Here is a 15,388-nt window from a genome sequence, read left to right on the forward strand (position 1 = left end):
GACCGCGAGGATGGCCCTCACTGCAGGCCGCTGCGGCCGATGGCGTAGAAGCGTTCCGAACGCTGCTTCTTGAGAGCGGCGATGTCCATGCCTTCGAGGCTGGCCAGCTCCTGCTCCACCGCGTCGCCCACCGCCGTGATCGCGGCCTCGGGGTCGGCGTGGGCGCCGCCGGGCGGCTCCGGCACGATGCGGTCCACGATCTTCATGCCCAGCAGATCCTGGGCGGTGATCTTCATGGCCTTGGCGGCCTCTTCCGGCGTGCGCGAGCCACGCCAGAGGATGGAGTTGGCGCCCTCCGGCGGGATCACCGAATAGACGGCGTGTTCGAGAATCAGCACCCGGTTGCCGCAGGCGATGCCCAAGGCCCCACCGGACCCGCCCTCGCCGGTGACCACGGCCACCATGGGGACATTGAGCATCAGCGACTTCTCGGTGGCCCGCGCGATGGCCTCGGCCACGCCGCGCTCCTCGGAGCCCACGCCCGGATAGGCGGCTGTGGTGTCGACGAAGGAGATGACCGGCAGGTTGAACCGCTCGGCCAGCTCCAGCAGGCGCACGGCCTTGCGGTAGCCCTCGGGACGGCCATAGCCGAAATTGTGCTTCACACGGGTGACGGTGTCGCGGCCCTTCTCATGGCCCATGACCACCACCGGCTGGCCGCGGAACCGGCCCAGCCCGCCCATGATCGCCTGGTCGTCGCCGAACTTGCGGTCGCCGCGCAGCTCGACGAACTCCTCGATCAGGCCGGCGCAATAGTCGACGAAGTGCGGGCGGTCGGGATGGCGGGCGACCTGGGTCTTCTGCCAGGCGTCCAGCTTGCCATAGGCCTCGCGGCGCATGTCCTTGGCGCGGGCGCGCAGAGCCTCGATCTCCTGCTCCAGCCCGCCGGAGCCCGTGGTCTCGGAGAGCTTGGACAGCTCCTCGATCTTGGCTTCCAGGTCGGCGATGGGGCGCTCGAATTCGAGATAGTGCGCGGCCATGCGAGGTGTCTTCTTTCCCGTGATCGAAGGGCGGGAACCTAGTGGGGAACCCGCCGGCTCACAAGTGCTGCGGCGGCGGGTCACCCCGCCGCCGCGTCGATCCGCCTCGCGTCAGTCGGCGATGTGGATGAGCATCTTGCCGGAGTTGGCGCCGGAAAACAGGCCGATCAGGCCCTCGGGGGCGCGGTCGAAGCCCTCCAGCACGGTCTCCTGGTACTTGACCTGGCCTGACTTCAGCCAGCCGGTCATGTCGTCGACGAAGGCGGCGTTCAGGTGGCCGAAATCGCTGGCCACGAAGCCCTCCATGCGGATGCGGCCATAGATCAGGCTGAACAGGTTCCGCACCCCGTCGCCGCCGCCGTTATAGGTGGAGATCATGCCGCAGACCGGGATGCGACCCCGGACGTTCATGCGCGGCAGGGCGGCGTCGAGATGGCCGCCGCCGACATTCTCGAAATAGACGTCGATGCCCTTGGGCGTGGCGGCGGCGAGCGCCTCCGCCAGCGGCTGGGCCTTGTAGTTGATCACCGCATCGAGGCCGACCTCGTCCCGCAGCCAGGCGGCCTTGTCCTCGGCGCCGGTGGAGCCGACCACGTAGCAGCCCTTGATCTTGGCGATCTGGGCGACCACCGAGCCGACCGCGCCGGCGGCGGTGGAGACGAAGACCTGCTCGCCGTCCTTGAGCGCGCCGGTTTCCAGGAGGCCGCCATAGGCGGTGATTCCCGTGCCGCCGAGGGCGTGCATATAGACGCTGAGCGGCAGGGCCGGGTCGCGGTTCAGCACCTGGACGCCACGGCCGCTGGAGACGAACAGCTCCTGGAAGCCGGCGCCATGGCGGACCAGGTCGCCCTCCTTGAACTTCGGGTTGCGCGACTGGACCACCCTGCCGATGCCGCCGCCCAGCAGCGGGACGTCGAGGGGCTGATCAGCGTCGAGGCGCGGACGCATATAGGGGTCGACGGACATGATCAGGGCGGCGACCTGGATTTCGCCCTCGCCCGCGTCCGGACAATCGGCGGCGACCAGGGCGAAGTCGTCGAGCACGGGAACGCCCTTGGGGCGGCGGGCCAGATGAATGTGGCGGGTGGCGGTCATGGAAATGCTTCCTCTAGTGAAATGGGACGGTGCGATCAGGCTGGGACGTATGAGCCGCCATTGACGTGGATGACCTGGCCCTGGACGAATTCGGCGGCCGGGCTGAGCAGGAACTCGACCACGGCGGCATAGTCCTGGTCCTGGGTGAGGCGACCAGAAGGATTGGCCCGGCCGGCGCGCTCCAGCACCCGGTCGGCGGCCTCCTGCCCGCCCAGCATGCGGGCGACCGAGGTGGTCTCCACCAGGCCGGGGGCCACGGCGTTGATGCGGACGCCGCGCGGGGCGAGTTCCATCACCAGATAGCGCACCAGGCTCTCGGCCAGCGCCTTGCCGACGCCCAGCGCGCCGTAATTGGCCTGGGGGACCCGGGCCCCAGCGCTGGAGATCAGCACGATGCTGCTGCCCCGGCTGAGCAGCGGCATGGCGGCGCGGACGACATAGAGCAGGGCCAGGCCGTTGGCGTGGATCGCCTGGGTGAAGGCCGCGAGGTCGGCGTCCAGCAGGGTGGTCGGATAGATCATCGCGGCGCTGTGGACGATGTGGACCAGCCCACCGTCGGCGACGCTGGCGGCATGGGCCATCAGTTGGGCCGCGCCCTCGATCTCGCCCACGTCGGCGGCGACGGCGCTGACCCGGGCGCCGGTGGCGGTCAGTTGGCTTTGAGCGGCCAGGGCGGCGGCCTCATCGGCCTGGTAGCCCAGGACGAGGGACTCACCCTCGCGGGCCAGGCGCGCGGCGATGGCCAGGCCAATGCCCTTGGTTCCGCCGGTGACGATGATCATGGCCGCTCCCCCTTTATGGTTGGCCCGAAGGTAGCCGCGAACACCCGCGAACCCCCAGCGGAAAGCGCGCCATGCGCCGCGCCATGCAACCTCCACCGCCGGGCGGCGTTTGTTGACCAGAGGCGCCAAGCACCGCGTGAGCGGCCCCCCGGCGACCCCTCCCCTGCATGACAGCGCGGCCCCGATAAGCGCCGCGCCGTTTGCGACAACTGAAGGTCTTGATCATGAACGCTTTGAAGATCGCCTTGGTCGCGACGGCCGCTCTTTCCGTCGCCGCCCCCGCCTTCGCCCAGTACCAGCCGGCCCAGCAATATCAGCCGACCTCGCAGTATCAGCAGCAGTCCGACGCCTATCGTCAGGACAACGCCGACTACGCGATGAAGAAGGCCGAGTACCAACGGGCCCGTGACGAATATCAGCAGCGCCGCGACCACTATCTGGCCGAACGCGCCCGCTATGACGCCCGCTGGGGCATGGGCTCCTATGATCGCCGCTATGGTCCGGCCCCGGCCTGGGACGACAGCGACGCCAACCTCTATGCCCGCGACAGCGCCTATACCGGCGCCTATGTCGACCCCTGCCGCCAGCGCTCGAACAACAATAACGGCCAGATCGCCGGCGGTCTGATCGGCGCCCTGGCCGGTGCGGCCCTGGGCTCCAACGTGGCGGCGCGCAACGCCCGCACCGAGGGCACCGTGCTCGGCGCCGTGGTCGGCGGCGTGATCGGCGCCAATGTCGGCAAGGCCGCCAGCGCGGCCCACTGCGACGAGGCCGGCTATTTCTACAACTACTCGGAGACCCGGCCCTACAAGGAGAGCCGCTACGCCCGCAGCGACAACTATTACAGCTATCAGCAGCAGCGCTGTCGCCTGGCGCCGGCCCCGGTCGATCGCACCGGTGACGTCCGCTACGTCCGGGTCTGCCCGGACAACCAGGGCCGCTATCGCATCACCGGCGGCTGAACCGCTACAGGATCGGGCGACCTGATCCGACACTGACGAGGGCCGCTCCGAAAGGGGCGGCCTTTTTCAGGTCAGGACTTGCGCGCCAGGGGGTGCTTGGTCGCCACCACCTCGGCCAGGCGGTCGGAGGCGACATGAGTGTAGATCTGGGTGGTGGCGATGTCAGCGTGGCCGAGCAGCTTCTGGACCACCCGCAGGTCGGCGCCGCCCTCCAGCAGGTGGGTGGCGAAGGCGTGGCGCAGGACATGGGGGCTGACCCGGGCTGGATCGACGCCGGCGTCAGCGGCGGCCTCGTCCAGCAGCTGGGCGAAGCGGCGCGGGGTCAGGCGGCCCGCCTTGCCGCGCGACGGAAACAGCCAGGGATTGGCCTTGTCGCCCTTGGGCAGGAAGTCCTTGCGCACCTCCAGCCAGGCCTTGACCGCCGCCCGGGCCGCGAGATTGAGCGGGGCGAGGCGATCCTTGCCGCCCTTGCCGGTGACGATCAGATAGGCGGGATCGCGGGCCAGCGCCGCCAGCGGCAGGGCGGTGAGCTCGGAGATGCGCAGGCCCGAGGCGTAGATCAGCTCGACCATGCAGGCCAGCCGCACCCCCTGGCCGCCATCGCGGGCGCCGGCGGCGGCGATCAGCTGGTCGACCTCCTCGCGGCTGAGCACCTTGGGCAAGGGCCGGCCCTTCTTCGGGGCCTCGACGCGGCGGCTGGGATCGTCGTCGCGCCAGCCCTCGCCCAGTACAAAGCGGTAGAACTGGCGTACGGCGGCGCGGCGGCGCGCGGCCGTGGCCGGCGACAGGCCCCGCGCGCCGAGGTCGGCGAAATAGGCCTCGATATCCTCCGCCGAACCGTCGCCGAAGTCGCGCCCCCGCCCGGCCAGGAAGCCGGAGGCCTCGGCCAGGTCCTTGCCATAGGCGGTCAGGGTGTTCTTCGCGGCGGCCCGCTCGGCCGCCATCATCTCCAGAAAGGCTTCGGCCCAGCCGGACGCGGCGCTCATCGCACGCCGAGCAGGCCTTCGACGGCGAAGGCCCGGGCGTCGGTCTCCAGGCCGGCGGCCTTGAGCGCGCGAATGATCCGGGCGCGGTCGCCGGGGGCGGGACCGCCGGGGCCCGCGTCAGCCGAGGTCCAGAGCGCCAGCAGGGCGACCTCGCCGGGGCGGGCGCCGGCTTGGTCCAGCGCGAACATGCGCGCCGCCGGCCCCTTGGCCTCGACGGCTGGGAAGCTGGCCAGCTGGCCGAGCGCGATGTCGCTGAGCGGAGCGCCGAGGCCGGCCAGGATCACGGCGCCGGCCTGGGCCCTGGCGCGCAGCTTGCCGCCATCAGCCAGGCCGCGTTCCACCAGCCGGTCGAGGGCTGGCCCCTCCCCCTTGCCGGAGGCCGCAGCGATCAGGGCGTCGAGCAGGGCCATGTCGAAGGCGCCGGCGGCGATGGTGTCAGCCTCGGTCAGGCTGGCGCGCAGGGTCTGGGCGGCGGTGAGGTCGCCCTGGGCCAGGACGGCCATGGCGGACCGGACCGGACCGGGGCCGCTCTCCATGGGCCAGCGGGGCGCGCCATCGGGCGGCGGATTGAGCGCGGCGGCGACGGCCGGCGACGGGGTTGCGCCCCCGAGATCGAGGCCGAGATCGCGAGACAGGGCGACGTCGAGCCCGTTGCGCAGGGCTGCTGCGCCAGGATCACCGCCACCGGCGAGCTTGGCGCCCATCAGGCGGCCATAGACCGGATCGCGGGCCAGGCCCTGAGCCAGGTCGAAGGTCAGCTGAGCCGCTCCGGCATCGCCCTTGCGTAGCTGGCAATAGGCCCGCAGCCGGACCCAGTAGATGTCGTCGCGGCCGACCGCCAAGGCGTCACCGAGCGCGCAGGCGCGGTCGGGATCATTGGACAGCAGGGCGGCTTCCGCCGCCGCCTGGGCCAGGGCCGGACGCTGGTCGAGGCCGGAGGTCTTGGAGAGAATCTCGTCGGCGTCCTTGACCCCGCCCTGGGCGATCAGGGCGCTGATCCGCACGCCCGCCAGGGTCGGATCCTGGCCGGCGTTACCCGGGCCGGAAGCGCCGGTCGCCAGCACGCGCCGCGCCAGGGCCTGGGCGGCCGGCGACAGGGGCTTGGCGGCCAGCAGGGGCAGCACGGCGCGCAGGGTTTCGGGAGACGCAGTCTTCCAAAGGTCGGGACCGAGGCCGGTGTCGTGGCCGGCGGCGGAGAAGAAGTCGGGGGCGGCCAGGGACGAGACCGCCACGGCGACCGGATTTGGCGCGCCCTCTGGCGCCTGGGCCAGAGCCGGAAACGCGGTCATCAGGCTCGCTGCAAGGGCGGGCAAGAGGCTGGAGCGGAGGCGTCGAAGGGTCATGCCGTATCCTAAGGGGGCGCACATGGTTGGCGCGAGGCCGCAGGCTCGTGTAAGCCTTGTCGTGTTCATGGACCGTTACAAACCGCTGCGCGCCCGCACCATCACCCTCGTCGGATTGATGGGAGTCGGAAAATCGAGCGTCGGCCGCCGCCTGGCCAACGCCCTCGACATGCCCTTTCGCGACGCCGACAACGAAGTCGAGGCCGCTGCGGGGCGGACGATACCGGAAATCTTCGCCGACATGGGCGAGGCCGCCTTCCGTGAGGGCGAGCGTCGGGTGATCGCCCGCCTGCTGGACGAGCCGCCGCATGTGCTGGCCACCGGCGGCGGAGCCTTCATGAACGCTGAGACCCGGGCCCTAATTAAGGCGCGCTCGATCTCCGTCTGGCTGAAGGCCGATCTGGAGGTGCTGGTGCGCCGGGTCGGCCGCAAGGACAGCCGCCCGCTGCTGGCCGGCAAGGATCCGCTGGCCGTGCTGCAGGAGCTGGCCGAGATCCGCTACCCCACCTATGCCGAGGCCGATGTGACCGTGGAGACCGGCGACACCGCCCACCACGTCACCGTCGACCAGGTGATCCGCGCCCTGACCGCCCACTTGGAGAAACAGAACCCGTGACCAGAACCGTCCCCGTCGGCCTGGGCGATCGCGCCTATGAGGTCGTGATCGGCCGGGGGTTGCTGGACACCGCCGGCGCCCGCATAGCCCCCTTCCTGAAGAACGGCCGCGCAGCCATCGTCTCCGACGAGACGGTCTGGGCCCTGCACGGCCCACGCCTGACCGCCGCCTTGGAGGCCGCCGGCATCGCCTGTCCGGCGGTGATCGTGCCGCCTGGCGAGCAGACCAAGAGCTTCGCAGGCCTGGCCGATCTGTCCGACCGCCTGCTGGCTCTGGAACTGGATCGCGGCGACCTGATCGTGGCCTTTGGCGGCGGGGTGGTGGGCGACCTCGCCGGTTTCGCGGCCGCCATCTACAAGCGCGGCGTCGACTTCGTGCAGATTCCGACCACCCTGCTGGCTCAGGTGGATTCCTCGGTGGGCGGCAAGACCGCTATCGACACCCCGCGCGGCAAGAACCTGATCGGCGCCTTCCACCAGCCCCGGCTGGTGCTGGCCGACCTCGACGTGCTGGCCACCCTGCCGGCGCGGGAGATGCGGGCTGGCTATGCCGAGGTGATCAAGTACGGCCTGTTGGGCGACTTCGCCTTCTTCGAATGGCTGGAGGCCCATGCCGGCCAGGTGCTGTCGCGCGAGCCCGAGGCGCTGGCCCACGCCGTGGCCCGCTCGGTGGAAATGAAGGCCGAGATCGTCATCGAAGACGAGAAGGAGGCGGGCCGTCGCGCCCTGCTCAATCTCGGCCACACCTTTGGCCACGCCCTGGAAGCCGAGACCGGCTATGGCGAGGCCCTGCTGCACGGCGAGGCCGTGGCGGCCGGTTCGGCTCTGGCCTTCCGGTTTTCCGCCTCTCAAGGCCTGTGCGAGGCCCAGGACGCCCGGCGCGCCGAGGCGGCGATCGCCGCCGCCGGCCTGCCGACCCGGATGTCCGAGGTCACCGCCAAGCCCTTCGACGCCAGGACCCTGGTCCGCCACATGGGCCAGGACAAGAAGGCCGAGGGTGGGCGCCTGACCTTCATCCTGGCCCGCGCCCTGGGCGACGCCTTCGTGGCCAAGAATGTCGACGCCGCCGCCGTGACGGCGTTCCTCCAGACCGAAGGCGCACTCTGATGGGCGCGATCCTGGCGCTGGCGCCGATCGTCTTCGGCCTTCTGGCCATCTCGGCCATGTTCTCGGCCGCCGAAACCTCGCTGACCGGCGCGAGCCGGGCGCGGATGCACCAGCTGGAGCGCGAGGGCGATCGCGCCGCCAAGCGGGTGAACAAGCTCACCTCCGACCAGGAGACGATGATCGGGGCGGTCCTCTTGGGCAACAACCTGATCAATATCCTGGCTTCGGCCCTGACCACCGAGGTGCTGACTGCGGCGATCCCAGGGCCCTGGGGCGTGGCGGCGGCGACGGCGATCATGACCGTGCTGGTGCTGGTGTTCGCCGAGGTGCTGCCCAAGACCCTGGCCATACTGCGCTCCGACGACGTGGCGCGGTTCCTGTCGGGGCCGACCCTGCTGGTGGTGCGGCTGTTCGGGCCGGTGATCTACACCATCCAGTTCATCGTGCGCCGGACGCTGCGGCTGTTCGGGGTGAAGCTGGACATGGAGGTCGACGTCCTGGCCGCCCACGAGGAGATCCGTGGCGCGGTGGAGTATCACCACTCCGAAGGCCTGGTGGAAGAACGCGACCGGCGCATGCTGGGCGGGGTGCTCGACCTGTCGGACATGGATGTGGCCCAGGTGATGGTGCACCGCATGTCGATCGACATGCTGGACGCCGACCTGCCGCCGCGCGAATTCGTCACTGCGGCCCTGGAAAGCGACCACACACGGATGCCGCTCTATCGCGGCGATCCGGAAAACATCATCGGCGTCTTCCACGCCAAGGACCTGCTGCACGCCCTGGCCGAGGCCGACGGCTCGGTGGACGGGTTGGACATCGAGAAGATCATCCGCGAGCCCTGGTTCATCCCGGAGACCACCAATCTCAAGGACCAGCTGAACGCCTTTCTGAAGCGCCAGACCCATTTCGCCCTGGTGGTGGATGAATATGGCGCCCTGCAGGGGCTGGTGACCCTGGAGGACATCCTCGAGGAGATCGTCGGGGAGATCGAGGATGAGCACGACACCTCCCTGCCGGGCGTCCGCAAGCAGCCCGACGGTTCGGTCAGCGTCGACGGCTCGGTGGCGATCCGCGACCTCAATCGGGCGATGGACTGGGACCTGCCGGATGATCAGGCGGTGACGGTGGCCGGCCTGGTGATCCACGAGGCCCAGGCGATACCGAAGATCGGCCAGACCTTCATCTTCCACCGCCACCGCTTCCAGGTGGTCAAGCGGGTCAGGAACCAGATCACGGCCCTGCGGATTTCGGCGCCGCTGGAAAACCCCAACGCCAGCGACTGAATTCGTGGCCGCGTCAGCCCGGGCGGCGGGAACGCGGCGGCGACTCGTGCGTTGATGCGGGCTAGGCCAAGCTGCCGGAGGGTGGGCGTCGGATGACCGCAATGCCAGAGCTGGCCGGACTGCGCGTCCTCATCGTCGAGGACGAGATGATGGTGTCCATGCTGATCGAGGACATGCTGGGCGACCTGGGCTGTCATGTGGTGGGACCGGCCGCTCGGCTTGATGAAGCCCTGGCCCTGGCCGAGAACGCCGAGATCGACTGCGCGGTGCTGGATGTGAACCTGGGCGGCCAATCGACCTTTCCGGTCGCCGACCTGCTGCGGGCCAAGGGCGTCCCCTTCGCCTTCGCCACCGGCTATGGCGACGCGGGCTTGCGCGAGGTGGATCGCGACTCAGCCGTGCTGCAGAAGCCGTTCCGCGAGGTCGACCTGGCCAAGGTGCTGCAGGGTCTCGCGAAACGGATCTGAGGACGATGCCTGGCGTCAGCGGCCGATGTGGATGCCGCCGAGCGAACCCAGGATCCCGAAGGCCTGCAGCAGCCAAAGCACGACGCCGATCACGACGACCGCGTTGAGGATCTGCTTAATCTTGCCGTCCATCGGGATGTAGTTGTTGACCAGCCAGAGCAGGACTCCGACCACGATCAGGACGATGAGCAGGTTGATGAGCGACATGGGGCGTCTCCGGGTTTGATGGCGCGGAGGCGCGCCCCGCCCGGATAATACCCCTGGCCAAGCTTATGGTTCCGGAGGGGCCACGGCCCCTCCGTTCTTCCCATCGTTCCCGAGCCCTAGAGTCCGGCCGCGATCAGGCCCGCCAAGACCTTGTCCGGGGTCATGGGATAGTCGCGCAGGCGCACGCCGCAGGCGTTGTAGATGGCGTTGGCGATGGCCGCGCCGGCGCCGCTGATGCCCAGCTCGCCGACCCCCTTGATGCCCATGGGATTGGCCTTGTCATCCACCTCGTCGAGGAAGACGGCGTCGAGGTCGACGATGTCGGCATGGACCGGGACCAGATAGCCGCCGACGTCCTGGTTGATCAGGGAGCCGTAGCGCGGGTCGACCGAATTGGTCTCGGTCAGAGCCGTGCCGACCCCCCAGATCATCCCGCCGGTGATCTGGCTCTTGGCGGTCTTGGCGTTGAGGATGCGGCCGGCGGCGAACACCCCGTACATGCGGCGCATGCGCACCTCACCGGTGTCCATGTCGACGCCGACCTCGGCGAAGTGGGCGCCATAGGTGTGGAGCGAGACATCGCGACGGTCGGCCGGCGGGCTGATCGAACCCTCGGCATAGACCCCCTCGGGCGCCGCGCGGGCGACCAGGGTCGACAGGTCCTCCGACTGGTTGCCGAAGCGGATCTTGCCGTCGTCAAAGGTCACAAGGTCCGGCGACGCGCCATAGAGCGGCGAGTTCGGGTCACCGACGGCGAGATGAGCCAGAGCGACCCGCAGCTTCATGCCGGCGTCCAGGGCCGCCGAGCCGGCGGTGGAGGCGCCGAACTGGCCGCCCGAGCCGGGGGCCGGCGGGAGGTTGGAATCGCCGATCTCAACCCGCACCTGGGACAGGGGCACGCCGAGGGTCTCGGCGGTGATCTGGGCCAGGATGGTGTAGGTGCCCGTGCCGATGTCGGTCATGCCCTGCAGCAGGGTGATCGTCCCGTCTGCGGTGATCCGCGCACCGGCCTTGGCCGGCAGGAGGTAGTCGGCGCGGATGGCGGCGGCCATGCCCATGCCGACCCACCAGCGGCCGTCGCGCACCTGGCCCGGCTTGGGATTGCGGCGATCCCAGCCGAAGTGCTGGGCGCCTTCGTTCATGCAGCGGGCGAGCTGGCGGATGGAAAACGGCTTGCCGGTCTCCGGGTCGCGCTCGGGCTCATTGATCAGCCGCAACTGGATGGGGTCGAGGCCGAGCTTCTCGGCCAGCTCGTCCATGGCGACCTCGAGGCTGAGCATGCCTGAGGCCTCGCCGGGCGCCCGCATGGGGCCGGCTCCCGGCAGGTCCATCTTGACCAGCTTGTGGCCGGTCAGGCGGTTGGGGGCGGCGTAGAGGCTGCGCGCGAAATTGGCGAAGTGCTCGGTGAACAGCGCGTCGCGGGCGCAGTGGGTGTAGCCGTCCAGGGCGAAGGCGGTCAGGCGGCCGTCCGGCGTGGCGCCCAGGCGGACGCGCTGGATGGTCGCCGGGCGGTGGATGGTGCCCAGCATCATCTGCTGGCGGGTATAGGCGACCTTGACCGGGCGCTTCAGTTCCCGGGCCGCGAGAGCCGCCAAGGACAAGTCGTCATAGGACTGACCCTTGCCGCCGAAGCCGCCGCCGATGTAGCGGGTCAGCAGGTGGACATCGTCGGACGGGATCATCAGGGTCTCGGCCAGGGCGTGCTGCCCCCCCTTCACCATCTGGATCGAGGTATGGACCGTGACCTTGTCGCCGTCCCACCAGGCGGTGGTGGCGCAGGGCTCCATCTGGACGTGGTTCTGGATCGGGCTGGTATAGGTCTCGTCGAGGGTCACCGGGGCGGCCGCGAAAGCCGTCTCGAAGTCGCCGATGCGGACGTCCTCCTCGCCAGGAGGGTTCTCCGCGAGGCCCAGGCTGGCCGGAAAATCGACCACGGCCCAGAGTTCGTCATAAGTGACCTTGATCAGCGCCGCGGCGGCGCGGGCGTTCTCCAGGGTGTCGGCGACGACGAAGGCCACGGTCTCGCCGAAATAGCGCACCTCGTCGGAGTCCATGACCGGGCTGGAGGGCCGCTGGCTACGCGGATTGATCCGCGCCCCGCGCGCGCCCTGGGCCGGGATGGTCTTGTGGGTCCAGACCAGCAAGACGCCGGGCGAGGCCTCGGCCTCGGCGGTGTCGATGGCCGCGACGCGACCCCGGGCGATCGCCGAGGTGACGATGGCGCCCTGCACCGGCGGCGACGGGGCCTCGACCTCATAGGCGTAGGGAGCGGTCCCGGTGACCTTGAGCGGGCCTTCATAGCGGTCGACCGCCTTGCCGATCAGGCCGGAGCGGTTCTCGGTGACGGGATTGGGCGTGGCCCAGTCAGCAATGGAACTCATGACTTGCCCCCTTGGGCCTGGGCGATGGCGGCGACGGTGAGCCGGGTGGTGAGCGCGATCTTGAAGGCGTTGCGACCGCTGTCGCGGGCGTCGGCCAGTTCGGCCTCCGCTGCGGCGGCGGGGGTCTGGCCGGCGGCCAGGGCCGCCTCGGCCTTGAGCGCCCGCCAGGGCTTGTAGGCGACGCCGCCCAGGGCGATCTGGCCCCCGGCCACGGCCACCATGGCCAGGCCGCCGGCATAGGAGGCGCGGTCGCGGGCCTTGCGATAGACCTGCCCCCCAGTCGGAGCCGGCGGCAGGGTGACGGCGGTGATCAGCTCACCGGCCGACAAGGCGGTCTCGATATGCGGCGTGTCGCCCGGCGCCAGATGCAGATCGGCGACGGTGAGCGCCCGGACCGCGCCCGTGGCGGTCATGGCCTCGACCCCGGCGCCCAGGGCGGTGAGCGCCACGGACATGTCGGAGGGGTTGGTCGCGATGCAGTGTTCGCTGGCCCCCAGGATGGCGGCGTTTCGGTTCAGGCCCTCCAGGGCGCTGCAGCCTGCGCCGGGCTGGCGTTTATTGCAGGGCTTGGTGGTGTCGTAGAAATAGGCGCAGCGGGTCCGCTGCATCAGGTTGCCGCCCACGGTGGCCTTGTTGCGCAGCTGGGGCGAGCCGCCGTGGATGATGGCCTGGGCCAGGACCGGATAGCGGGCGCGGACGCGGGGGTCGGCGGCGACCAGGCTGTTGGTGGCCATGGCCCCGATCCTCAGGCCGCCGTCGGCGGTCTCCTCGATGGCCGCGAGCGGCAGGCGGCCGACATCGACCAGATGGGTCGGATGCTCGATCTCCAGCTTCATCAGGTCGAGCAGGTTGGTGCCGCCGGCCAGGAACCTGGCGTTGGGGTTGTCCGACACGGCCTTGACGGCCGAGGCGGCGTCGGTGGCGCGTTCGTAGGTGAAGGGCCTCATGCGACGGCTCCCACCACGTCGCGGATGGCCGCGAGGATCTGGGGATAGGCCGAGCAGCGGCAGATGTTGCCGCTCATCCGCTCGCGGATCTCGGCGTCGGTCGCCACGATGGCGGCGGTCAGGTCGGCGGTCTCCTGGCTGGGCCAATTGTCGGCCAGCTCCTTGAGCATGCCGGCCGCCGAACAGATCTGGCCCGGGGTGCAATAGCCGCACTGGAAGGCGTCCTGCTTCAGGAAGGCCTCCTGCAGCGGATGCAGGGCGCCAACGACGCCCAGCCCTTCGATGGTGGTCACCGCGTCACCGTCATGCATGACAGCCAGCGACAGGCACGAATTGATGCGCACCCCGTTCACCAGCACGGTGCAGGCGCCGCACTGGCCGTGGTCGCAGCCTTTCTTGGAGCCCTTGAGGTTCAAATGCTCGCGCAGGGCGTCGAGCAGGGTGGTGCGAGGGTCGAGGTCAAGCGTGCTCGCCTGCCCGTTCACAGTCATGGTCGTCTTCAAAAACACGCCTCCCCAGCGCGGGCCGCCCCATAGCGGCGCGAGATTCTTTGTCGTGATCAGCCTCGGCCTAGGATTCGTTGGGCGCGAGAGCCTTGACCGAAAGGGCGTGGACGGGACCCGCCAGCTCCTCGGCCAGAGTGCGATAGACCATCCTTTGACGGGCGACTTTGGCGGCGCCCTCGAAGGCAGGGGCTTGAATGACTATGTTAAAATGGCTTTCGCCCCCGCTCGTGGCCCCCGAATGCCCGGCGTGGCGATCGGAGTCATCCTGGATCTCCAGGCGGGTGGGCGCGAATGCCGCAGTGAGTTTGGTATGAATGGCTTCGAATATGGCGCCCATCGGCTCAATCTTCAATTCTTGAAAGGGTCTCAGACCGCTTCATACTTGGGACATGGCCGGCGCGTTTCAATACAAACCTAAGTTCGTCGATATCCGGGTTCGTCCCCCCTCTGCGGAGGACGCGACCCGGACGGATGACGTCTATGCGTTGAAGCCCGGCGAACGGGCTTGCGACCACCCGACCTGTCGGGTGGCGGCGACGGCGCGCGCGCCGAAATCCCGCGACATGCTGAACGAGCACTACTGGTTCTGCCAGCCGCACGCGGCGGAATATAATCGCAACTGGAACTTCTTCGCCGGCATGAGCGAGGGCGAGATCCGCAAGCGCCAGGCGCAAAGCGCCACCGGCGACCGGCCGACCTGGGACCTCAAGGCCAGCCGCTTCTCGCGGGAAGCCGCCGCAGCGGCCCATGGCTTTGGCGTGGGGTCGGGGTTCCACGACCCCTTCAGCATGTTCGGCACCGGCGGCAAGGCCAGCCAGAACCCGGCCAATGCGCCGGAGCGCCGCAAGCTGGGCAAGATGGAGCGCAATGCGCTGGCCGACCTCGACCTCGACGAGGACGCCGACGGCCCGAAGATCCGCGCCCGCTACACCGACATGGTCAAGCGCTGCCACCCCGACGCCAATGGCGGCGACCGCTCGGCCGAGCACAAGCTGCAGCGGGTGATCAAGGCCTATGCGACCCTGCGCAAGGCGAAGATGGTCTGAGCGGGCAGCACGACGCCGCCGATCTCGCGACCGGCGGCGTTGGGTTTCCGTCCTGAAAGCTTAGTGGCCGTTCAGCAGGATCGACAGGATCAGGCCCGTGGCGACGGCGCCCAGGATGTATTGGCCGTTGGACTCGCGCCATTCATAGCCCTGGGGCGGGCGGCGCAGGTGGTGGCGGCGATAATCGACCCGCTGAGCCCCCTGCCAGTCGTTGTAGCCCATGCGTTGGCCGCGCCGCCAATGGTGGTGGTTTCCGCCATATTCGCGGCCCCAGCCCCGGTGTTCTCCGCGATCGCCGCCCTGGTTCCCATATCCCTGGTTCCCGTATCCCGCGCGGTCCTGGCCGTAGCCGCCGCGGCCACCGTCGCGGTGATCGCCGTGGTCACGCTCACCAGGATCATGCTGAGCGTGGTCCTGGTTGTACTGGCCATAGCTGTAGGGTTGGGCGGAGGCGGCGGAGACCGCCGCCAGCGACAGGGCGATGGCCCCGATCAGCATCTTTTTCATTGGAATTCCTCGCGGCGCGGAGAGCGCCGACGCGCGCGGCCGGTCGTCCGGCCTTCGAGACCAACCAACGGCCGGGGTCAGCGAGGGTTCCGGCGTCCCCAGCCGTCGACATCGGCAGGCCAGGCCTTGCGAGTCGTTATGTAGTCGAACTACATAACGCGTGAATGCGGG

General features: G+C 69.5%; 17 protein-coding genes. 6 read left to right on the forward strand and 11 right to left on the reverse strand.

The window, feature by feature from the left end; translation table 11 throughout:
• Window positions 1-17 precede the first annotated feature (17 nt).
• The 3 genes from Q7P21_RS02575 to Q7P21_RS02585 form a co-directional block, all read right to left on the reverse strand.
• Window positions 18-980, reverse strand: coding sequence for an acetyl-CoA carboxylase carboxyltransferase subunit alpha (locus Q7P21_RS02575; protein WP_304170734.1), 963 nt, complete (start codon window positions 978-980; stop codon window positions 18-20).
• A gap of 111 nt (window positions 981-1,091) precedes the next feature.
• Entirely contained in the window at window positions 1,092-2,075 is a 984-nt protein-coding gene (locus tag Q7P21_RS02580) for an NADP-dependent oxidoreductase (RefSeq protein ID WP_304170732.1), read from the reverse strand.
• 35 nt (window positions 2,076-2,110) lie between these two features.
• A complete protein-coding gene (locus Q7P21_RS02585) occupies window positions 2,111-2,857 on the reverse strand; it encodes an SDR family NAD(P)-dependent oxidoreductase (protein ID WP_304175598.1) in 747 nt (248 codons plus the stop codon).
• Window positions 2,858-3,081: 224 nt separating this feature from the next.
• Between Q7P21_RS02585 and Q7P21_RS02590 the strand changes: the two genes are divergently transcribed.
• On the forward strand, window positions 3,082-3,819 hold the full coding sequence (locus tag Q7P21_RS02590) for a glycine zipper 2TM domain-containing protein (RefSeq protein ID WP_304170728.1): 738 nt from the start codon (window positions 3,082-3,084) through the stop codon (window positions 3,817-3,819).
• A gap of 71 nt (window positions 3,820-3,890) precedes the next feature.
• Here the strand turns inward: Q7P21_RS02590 and Q7P21_RS02595 are convergent, their stop codons facing one another.
• Together Q7P21_RS02595 and Q7P21_RS02600 are read right to left on the reverse strand one after the other, a co-directional pair.
• The gene (locus tag Q7P21_RS02595) at window positions 3,891-4,805 is read right to left on the reverse strand and encodes a tyrosine recombinase (RefSeq protein ID WP_304170727.1); all 915 of its coding nucleotides are present in this window, start codon (window positions 4,803-4,805) and stop codon (window positions 3,891-3,893) included.
• On the reverse strand, window positions 4,802-6,148 hold the full coding sequence (locus Q7P21_RS02600) for a hypothetical protein (RefSeq protein ID WP_304175600.1): 1,347 nt from the start codon (window positions 6,146-6,148) through the stop codon (window positions 4,802-4,804). The genes Q7P21_RS02595 and Q7P21_RS02600 overlap by 4 nt, the downstream gene beginning before the upstream one ends.
• Window positions 6,149-6,215: 67 nt before the next feature.
• On the opposite strand from Q7P21_RS02600, the gene Q7P21_RS02605 reads away from it, so the two are divergent.
• The 4 genes from Q7P21_RS02605 to Q7P21_RS02620 all read left to right on the forward strand — a co-directional run bounded on the left by Q7P21_RS02605 (window position 6,216) and on the right by Q7P21_RS02620 (window position 9,623).
• Window positions 6,216-6,764, forward strand: a complete 549-nt coding sequence (locus tag Q7P21_RS02605; RefSeq protein WP_304171579.1) for a shikimate kinase — start codon at window positions 6,216-6,218, stop codon at window positions 6,762-6,764.
• The gene (aroB, locus tag Q7P21_RS02610; RefSeq protein WP_304171577.1) at window positions 6,761-7,870 is read left to right on the forward strand and encodes a 3-dehydroquinate synthase; all 1,110 of its coding nucleotides are present in this window, start codon (window positions 6,761-6,763) and stop codon (window positions 7,868-7,870) included. Before Q7P21_RS02605 ends, aroB begins: the two co-directional genes overlap by 4 nt.
• Complete coding sequence (locus Q7P21_RS02615; protein WP_304175627.1) at window positions 7,867-9,156, forward strand: HlyC/CorC family transporter; 1,290 nt, start codon at window positions 7,867-7,869, stop codon at window positions 9,154-9,156. The genes aroB and Q7P21_RS02615 overlap by 4 nt, the downstream gene beginning before the upstream one ends.
• Window positions 9,157-9,257: 101 nt before the next feature.
• On the forward strand, window positions 9,258-9,623 hold the full coding sequence (locus Q7P21_RS02620; protein WP_304171581.1) for a response regulator: 366 nt from the start codon (window positions 9,258-9,260) through the stop codon (window positions 9,621-9,623).
• A gap of 15 nt (window positions 9,624-9,638) precedes the next feature.
• Here the strand turns inward: Q7P21_RS02620 and Q7P21_RS02625 are convergent, their stop codons facing one another.
• From Q7P21_RS02625 to Q7P21_RS02645, 5 genes are all read right to left on the reverse strand, one after another.
• Window positions 9,639-9,830, reverse strand: coding sequence for a Thivi_2564 family membrane protein (locus tag Q7P21_RS02625; protein WP_304171575.1), 192 nt, complete (start codon window positions 9,828-9,830; stop codon window positions 9,639-9,641).
• Window positions 9,831-9,946: 116 nt separating this feature from the next.
• Window positions 9,947-12,211 (reverse strand): xanthine dehydrogenase family protein molybdopterin-binding subunit, encoded by a 2,265-nt coding sequence (locus Q7P21_RS02630; RefSeq protein ID WP_304175602.1) that lies wholly within the window; start codon window positions 12,209-12,211, stop codon window positions 9,947-9,949.
• Entirely contained in the window at window positions 12,208-13,158 is a 951-nt protein-coding gene (locus Q7P21_RS02635; RefSeq protein WP_304175604.1) for a xanthine dehydrogenase family protein subunit M, read from the reverse strand. Before Q7P21_RS02635 ends, Q7P21_RS02630 begins: the two co-directional genes overlap by 4 nt.
• Complete coding sequence (locus tag Q7P21_RS02640; RefSeq protein ID WP_304169964.1) at window positions 13,155-13,649, reverse strand: 2Fe-2S iron-sulfur cluster-binding protein; 495 nt, start codon at window positions 13,647-13,649, stop codon at window positions 13,155-13,157. The genes Q7P21_RS02635 and Q7P21_RS02640 overlap by 4 nt, the downstream gene beginning before the upstream one ends.
• A 79-nt stretch (window positions 13,650-13,728) precedes the next feature.
• The gene (locus Q7P21_RS02645; protein WP_304169963.1) at window positions 13,729-14,001 is read right to left on the reverse strand and encodes a BolA family transcriptional regulator; all 273 of its coding nucleotides are present in this window, start codon (window positions 13,999-14,001) and stop codon (window positions 13,729-13,731) included.
• Between the two features lie 52 nt (window positions 14,002-14,053).
• On the opposite strand from Q7P21_RS02645, the gene Q7P21_RS02650 reads away from it, so the two are divergent.
• Complete coding sequence (locus Q7P21_RS02650; protein WP_304169962.1) at window positions 14,054-14,710, forward strand: DnaJ domain-containing protein; 657 nt, start codon at window positions 14,054-14,056, stop codon at window positions 14,708-14,710.
• 60 nt (window positions 14,711-14,770) lie between these two features.
• Here Q7P21_RS02650 and Q7P21_RS02655 read toward each other — a convergent pair whose 3' ends face one another.
• On the reverse strand, window positions 14,771-15,217 hold the full coding sequence (locus Q7P21_RS02655; RefSeq protein ID WP_304169961.1) for an RcnB family protein: 447 nt from the start codon (window positions 15,215-15,217) through the stop codon (window positions 14,771-14,773).
• Window positions 15,218-15,388: the final 171 nt, after the last annotated feature.

The sequence above is a fragment of the Phenylobacterium aquaticum genome (assembly GCF_947378715.1).
In the GTDB taxonomy this organism is placed as follows: domain Bacteria; phylum Pseudomonadota; class Alphaproteobacteria; order Caulobacterales; family Caulobacteraceae; genus Phenylobacterium; species Phenylobacterium aquaticum_A.

Coding starts and splice junctions, on each gene's coding strand:
- Q7P21_RS02575 (WP_304170734.1), bottom strand. CDS start 980: ATGGCCGCGCACTATCTCGAATTCGAGCGCCCCATCGCCGACCTGGAA.
- Q7P21_RS02580 (WP_304170732.1), bottom strand. CDS start 2,075: ATGACCGCCACCCGCCACATTCATCTGGCCCGCCGCCCCAAGGGCGTT.
- Q7P21_RS02585 (WP_304175598.1), bottom strand. CDS start 2,857: ATGATCATCGTCACCGGCGGAACCAAGGGCATTGGCCTGGCCATCGCC.
- Q7P21_RS02590 (WP_304170728.1), top strand. CDS start 3,082: ATGAACGCTTTGAAGATCGCCTTGGTCGCGACGGCCGCTCTTTCCGTC.
- Q7P21_RS02595 (WP_304170727.1), bottom strand. CDS start 4,805: ATGAGCGCCGCGTCCGGCTGGGCCGAAGCCTTTCTGGAGATGATGGCG.
- Q7P21_RS02600 (WP_304175600.1), bottom strand. CDS start 6,148: ATGACCCTTCGACGCCTCCGCTCCAGCCTCTTGCCCGCCCTTGCAGCG.
- Q7P21_RS02605 (WP_304171579.1), top strand. CDS start 6,216: ATGGACCGTTACAAACCGCTGCGCGCCCGCACCATCACCCTCGTCGGA.
- Q7P21_RS02620 (WP_304171581.1), top strand. CDS start 9,258: ATGCCAGAGCTGGCCGGACTGCGCGTCCTCATCGTCGAGGACGAGATG.
- Q7P21_RS02625 (WP_304171575.1), bottom strand. CDS start 9,830: ATGTCGCTCATCAACCTGCTCATCGTCCTGATCGTGGTCGGAGTCCTG.
- Q7P21_RS02630 (WP_304175602.1), bottom strand. CDS start 12,211: ATGAGTTCCATTGCTGACTGGGCCACGCCCAATCCCGTCACCGAGAAC.
- Q7P21_RS02635 (WP_304175604.1), bottom strand. CDS start 13,158: ATGAGGCCCTTCACCTACGAACGCGCCACCGACGCCGCCTCGGCCGTC.
- Q7P21_RS02640 (WP_304169964.1), bottom strand. CDS start 13,649: ATGACTGTGAACGGGCAGGCGAGCACGCTTGACCTCGACCCTCGCACC.
- Q7P21_RS02645 (WP_304169963.1), bottom strand. CDS start 14,001: ATGGGCGCCATATTCGAAGCCATTCATACCAAACTCACTGCGGCATTC.
- Q7P21_RS02650 (WP_304169962.1), top strand. CDS start 14,054: ATGGCCGGCGCGTTTCAATACAAACCTAAGTTCGTCGATATCCGGGTT.
- Q7P21_RS02655 (WP_304169961.1), bottom strand. CDS start 15,217: ATGAAAAAGATGCTGATCGGGGCCATCGCCCTGTCGCTGGCGGCGGTC.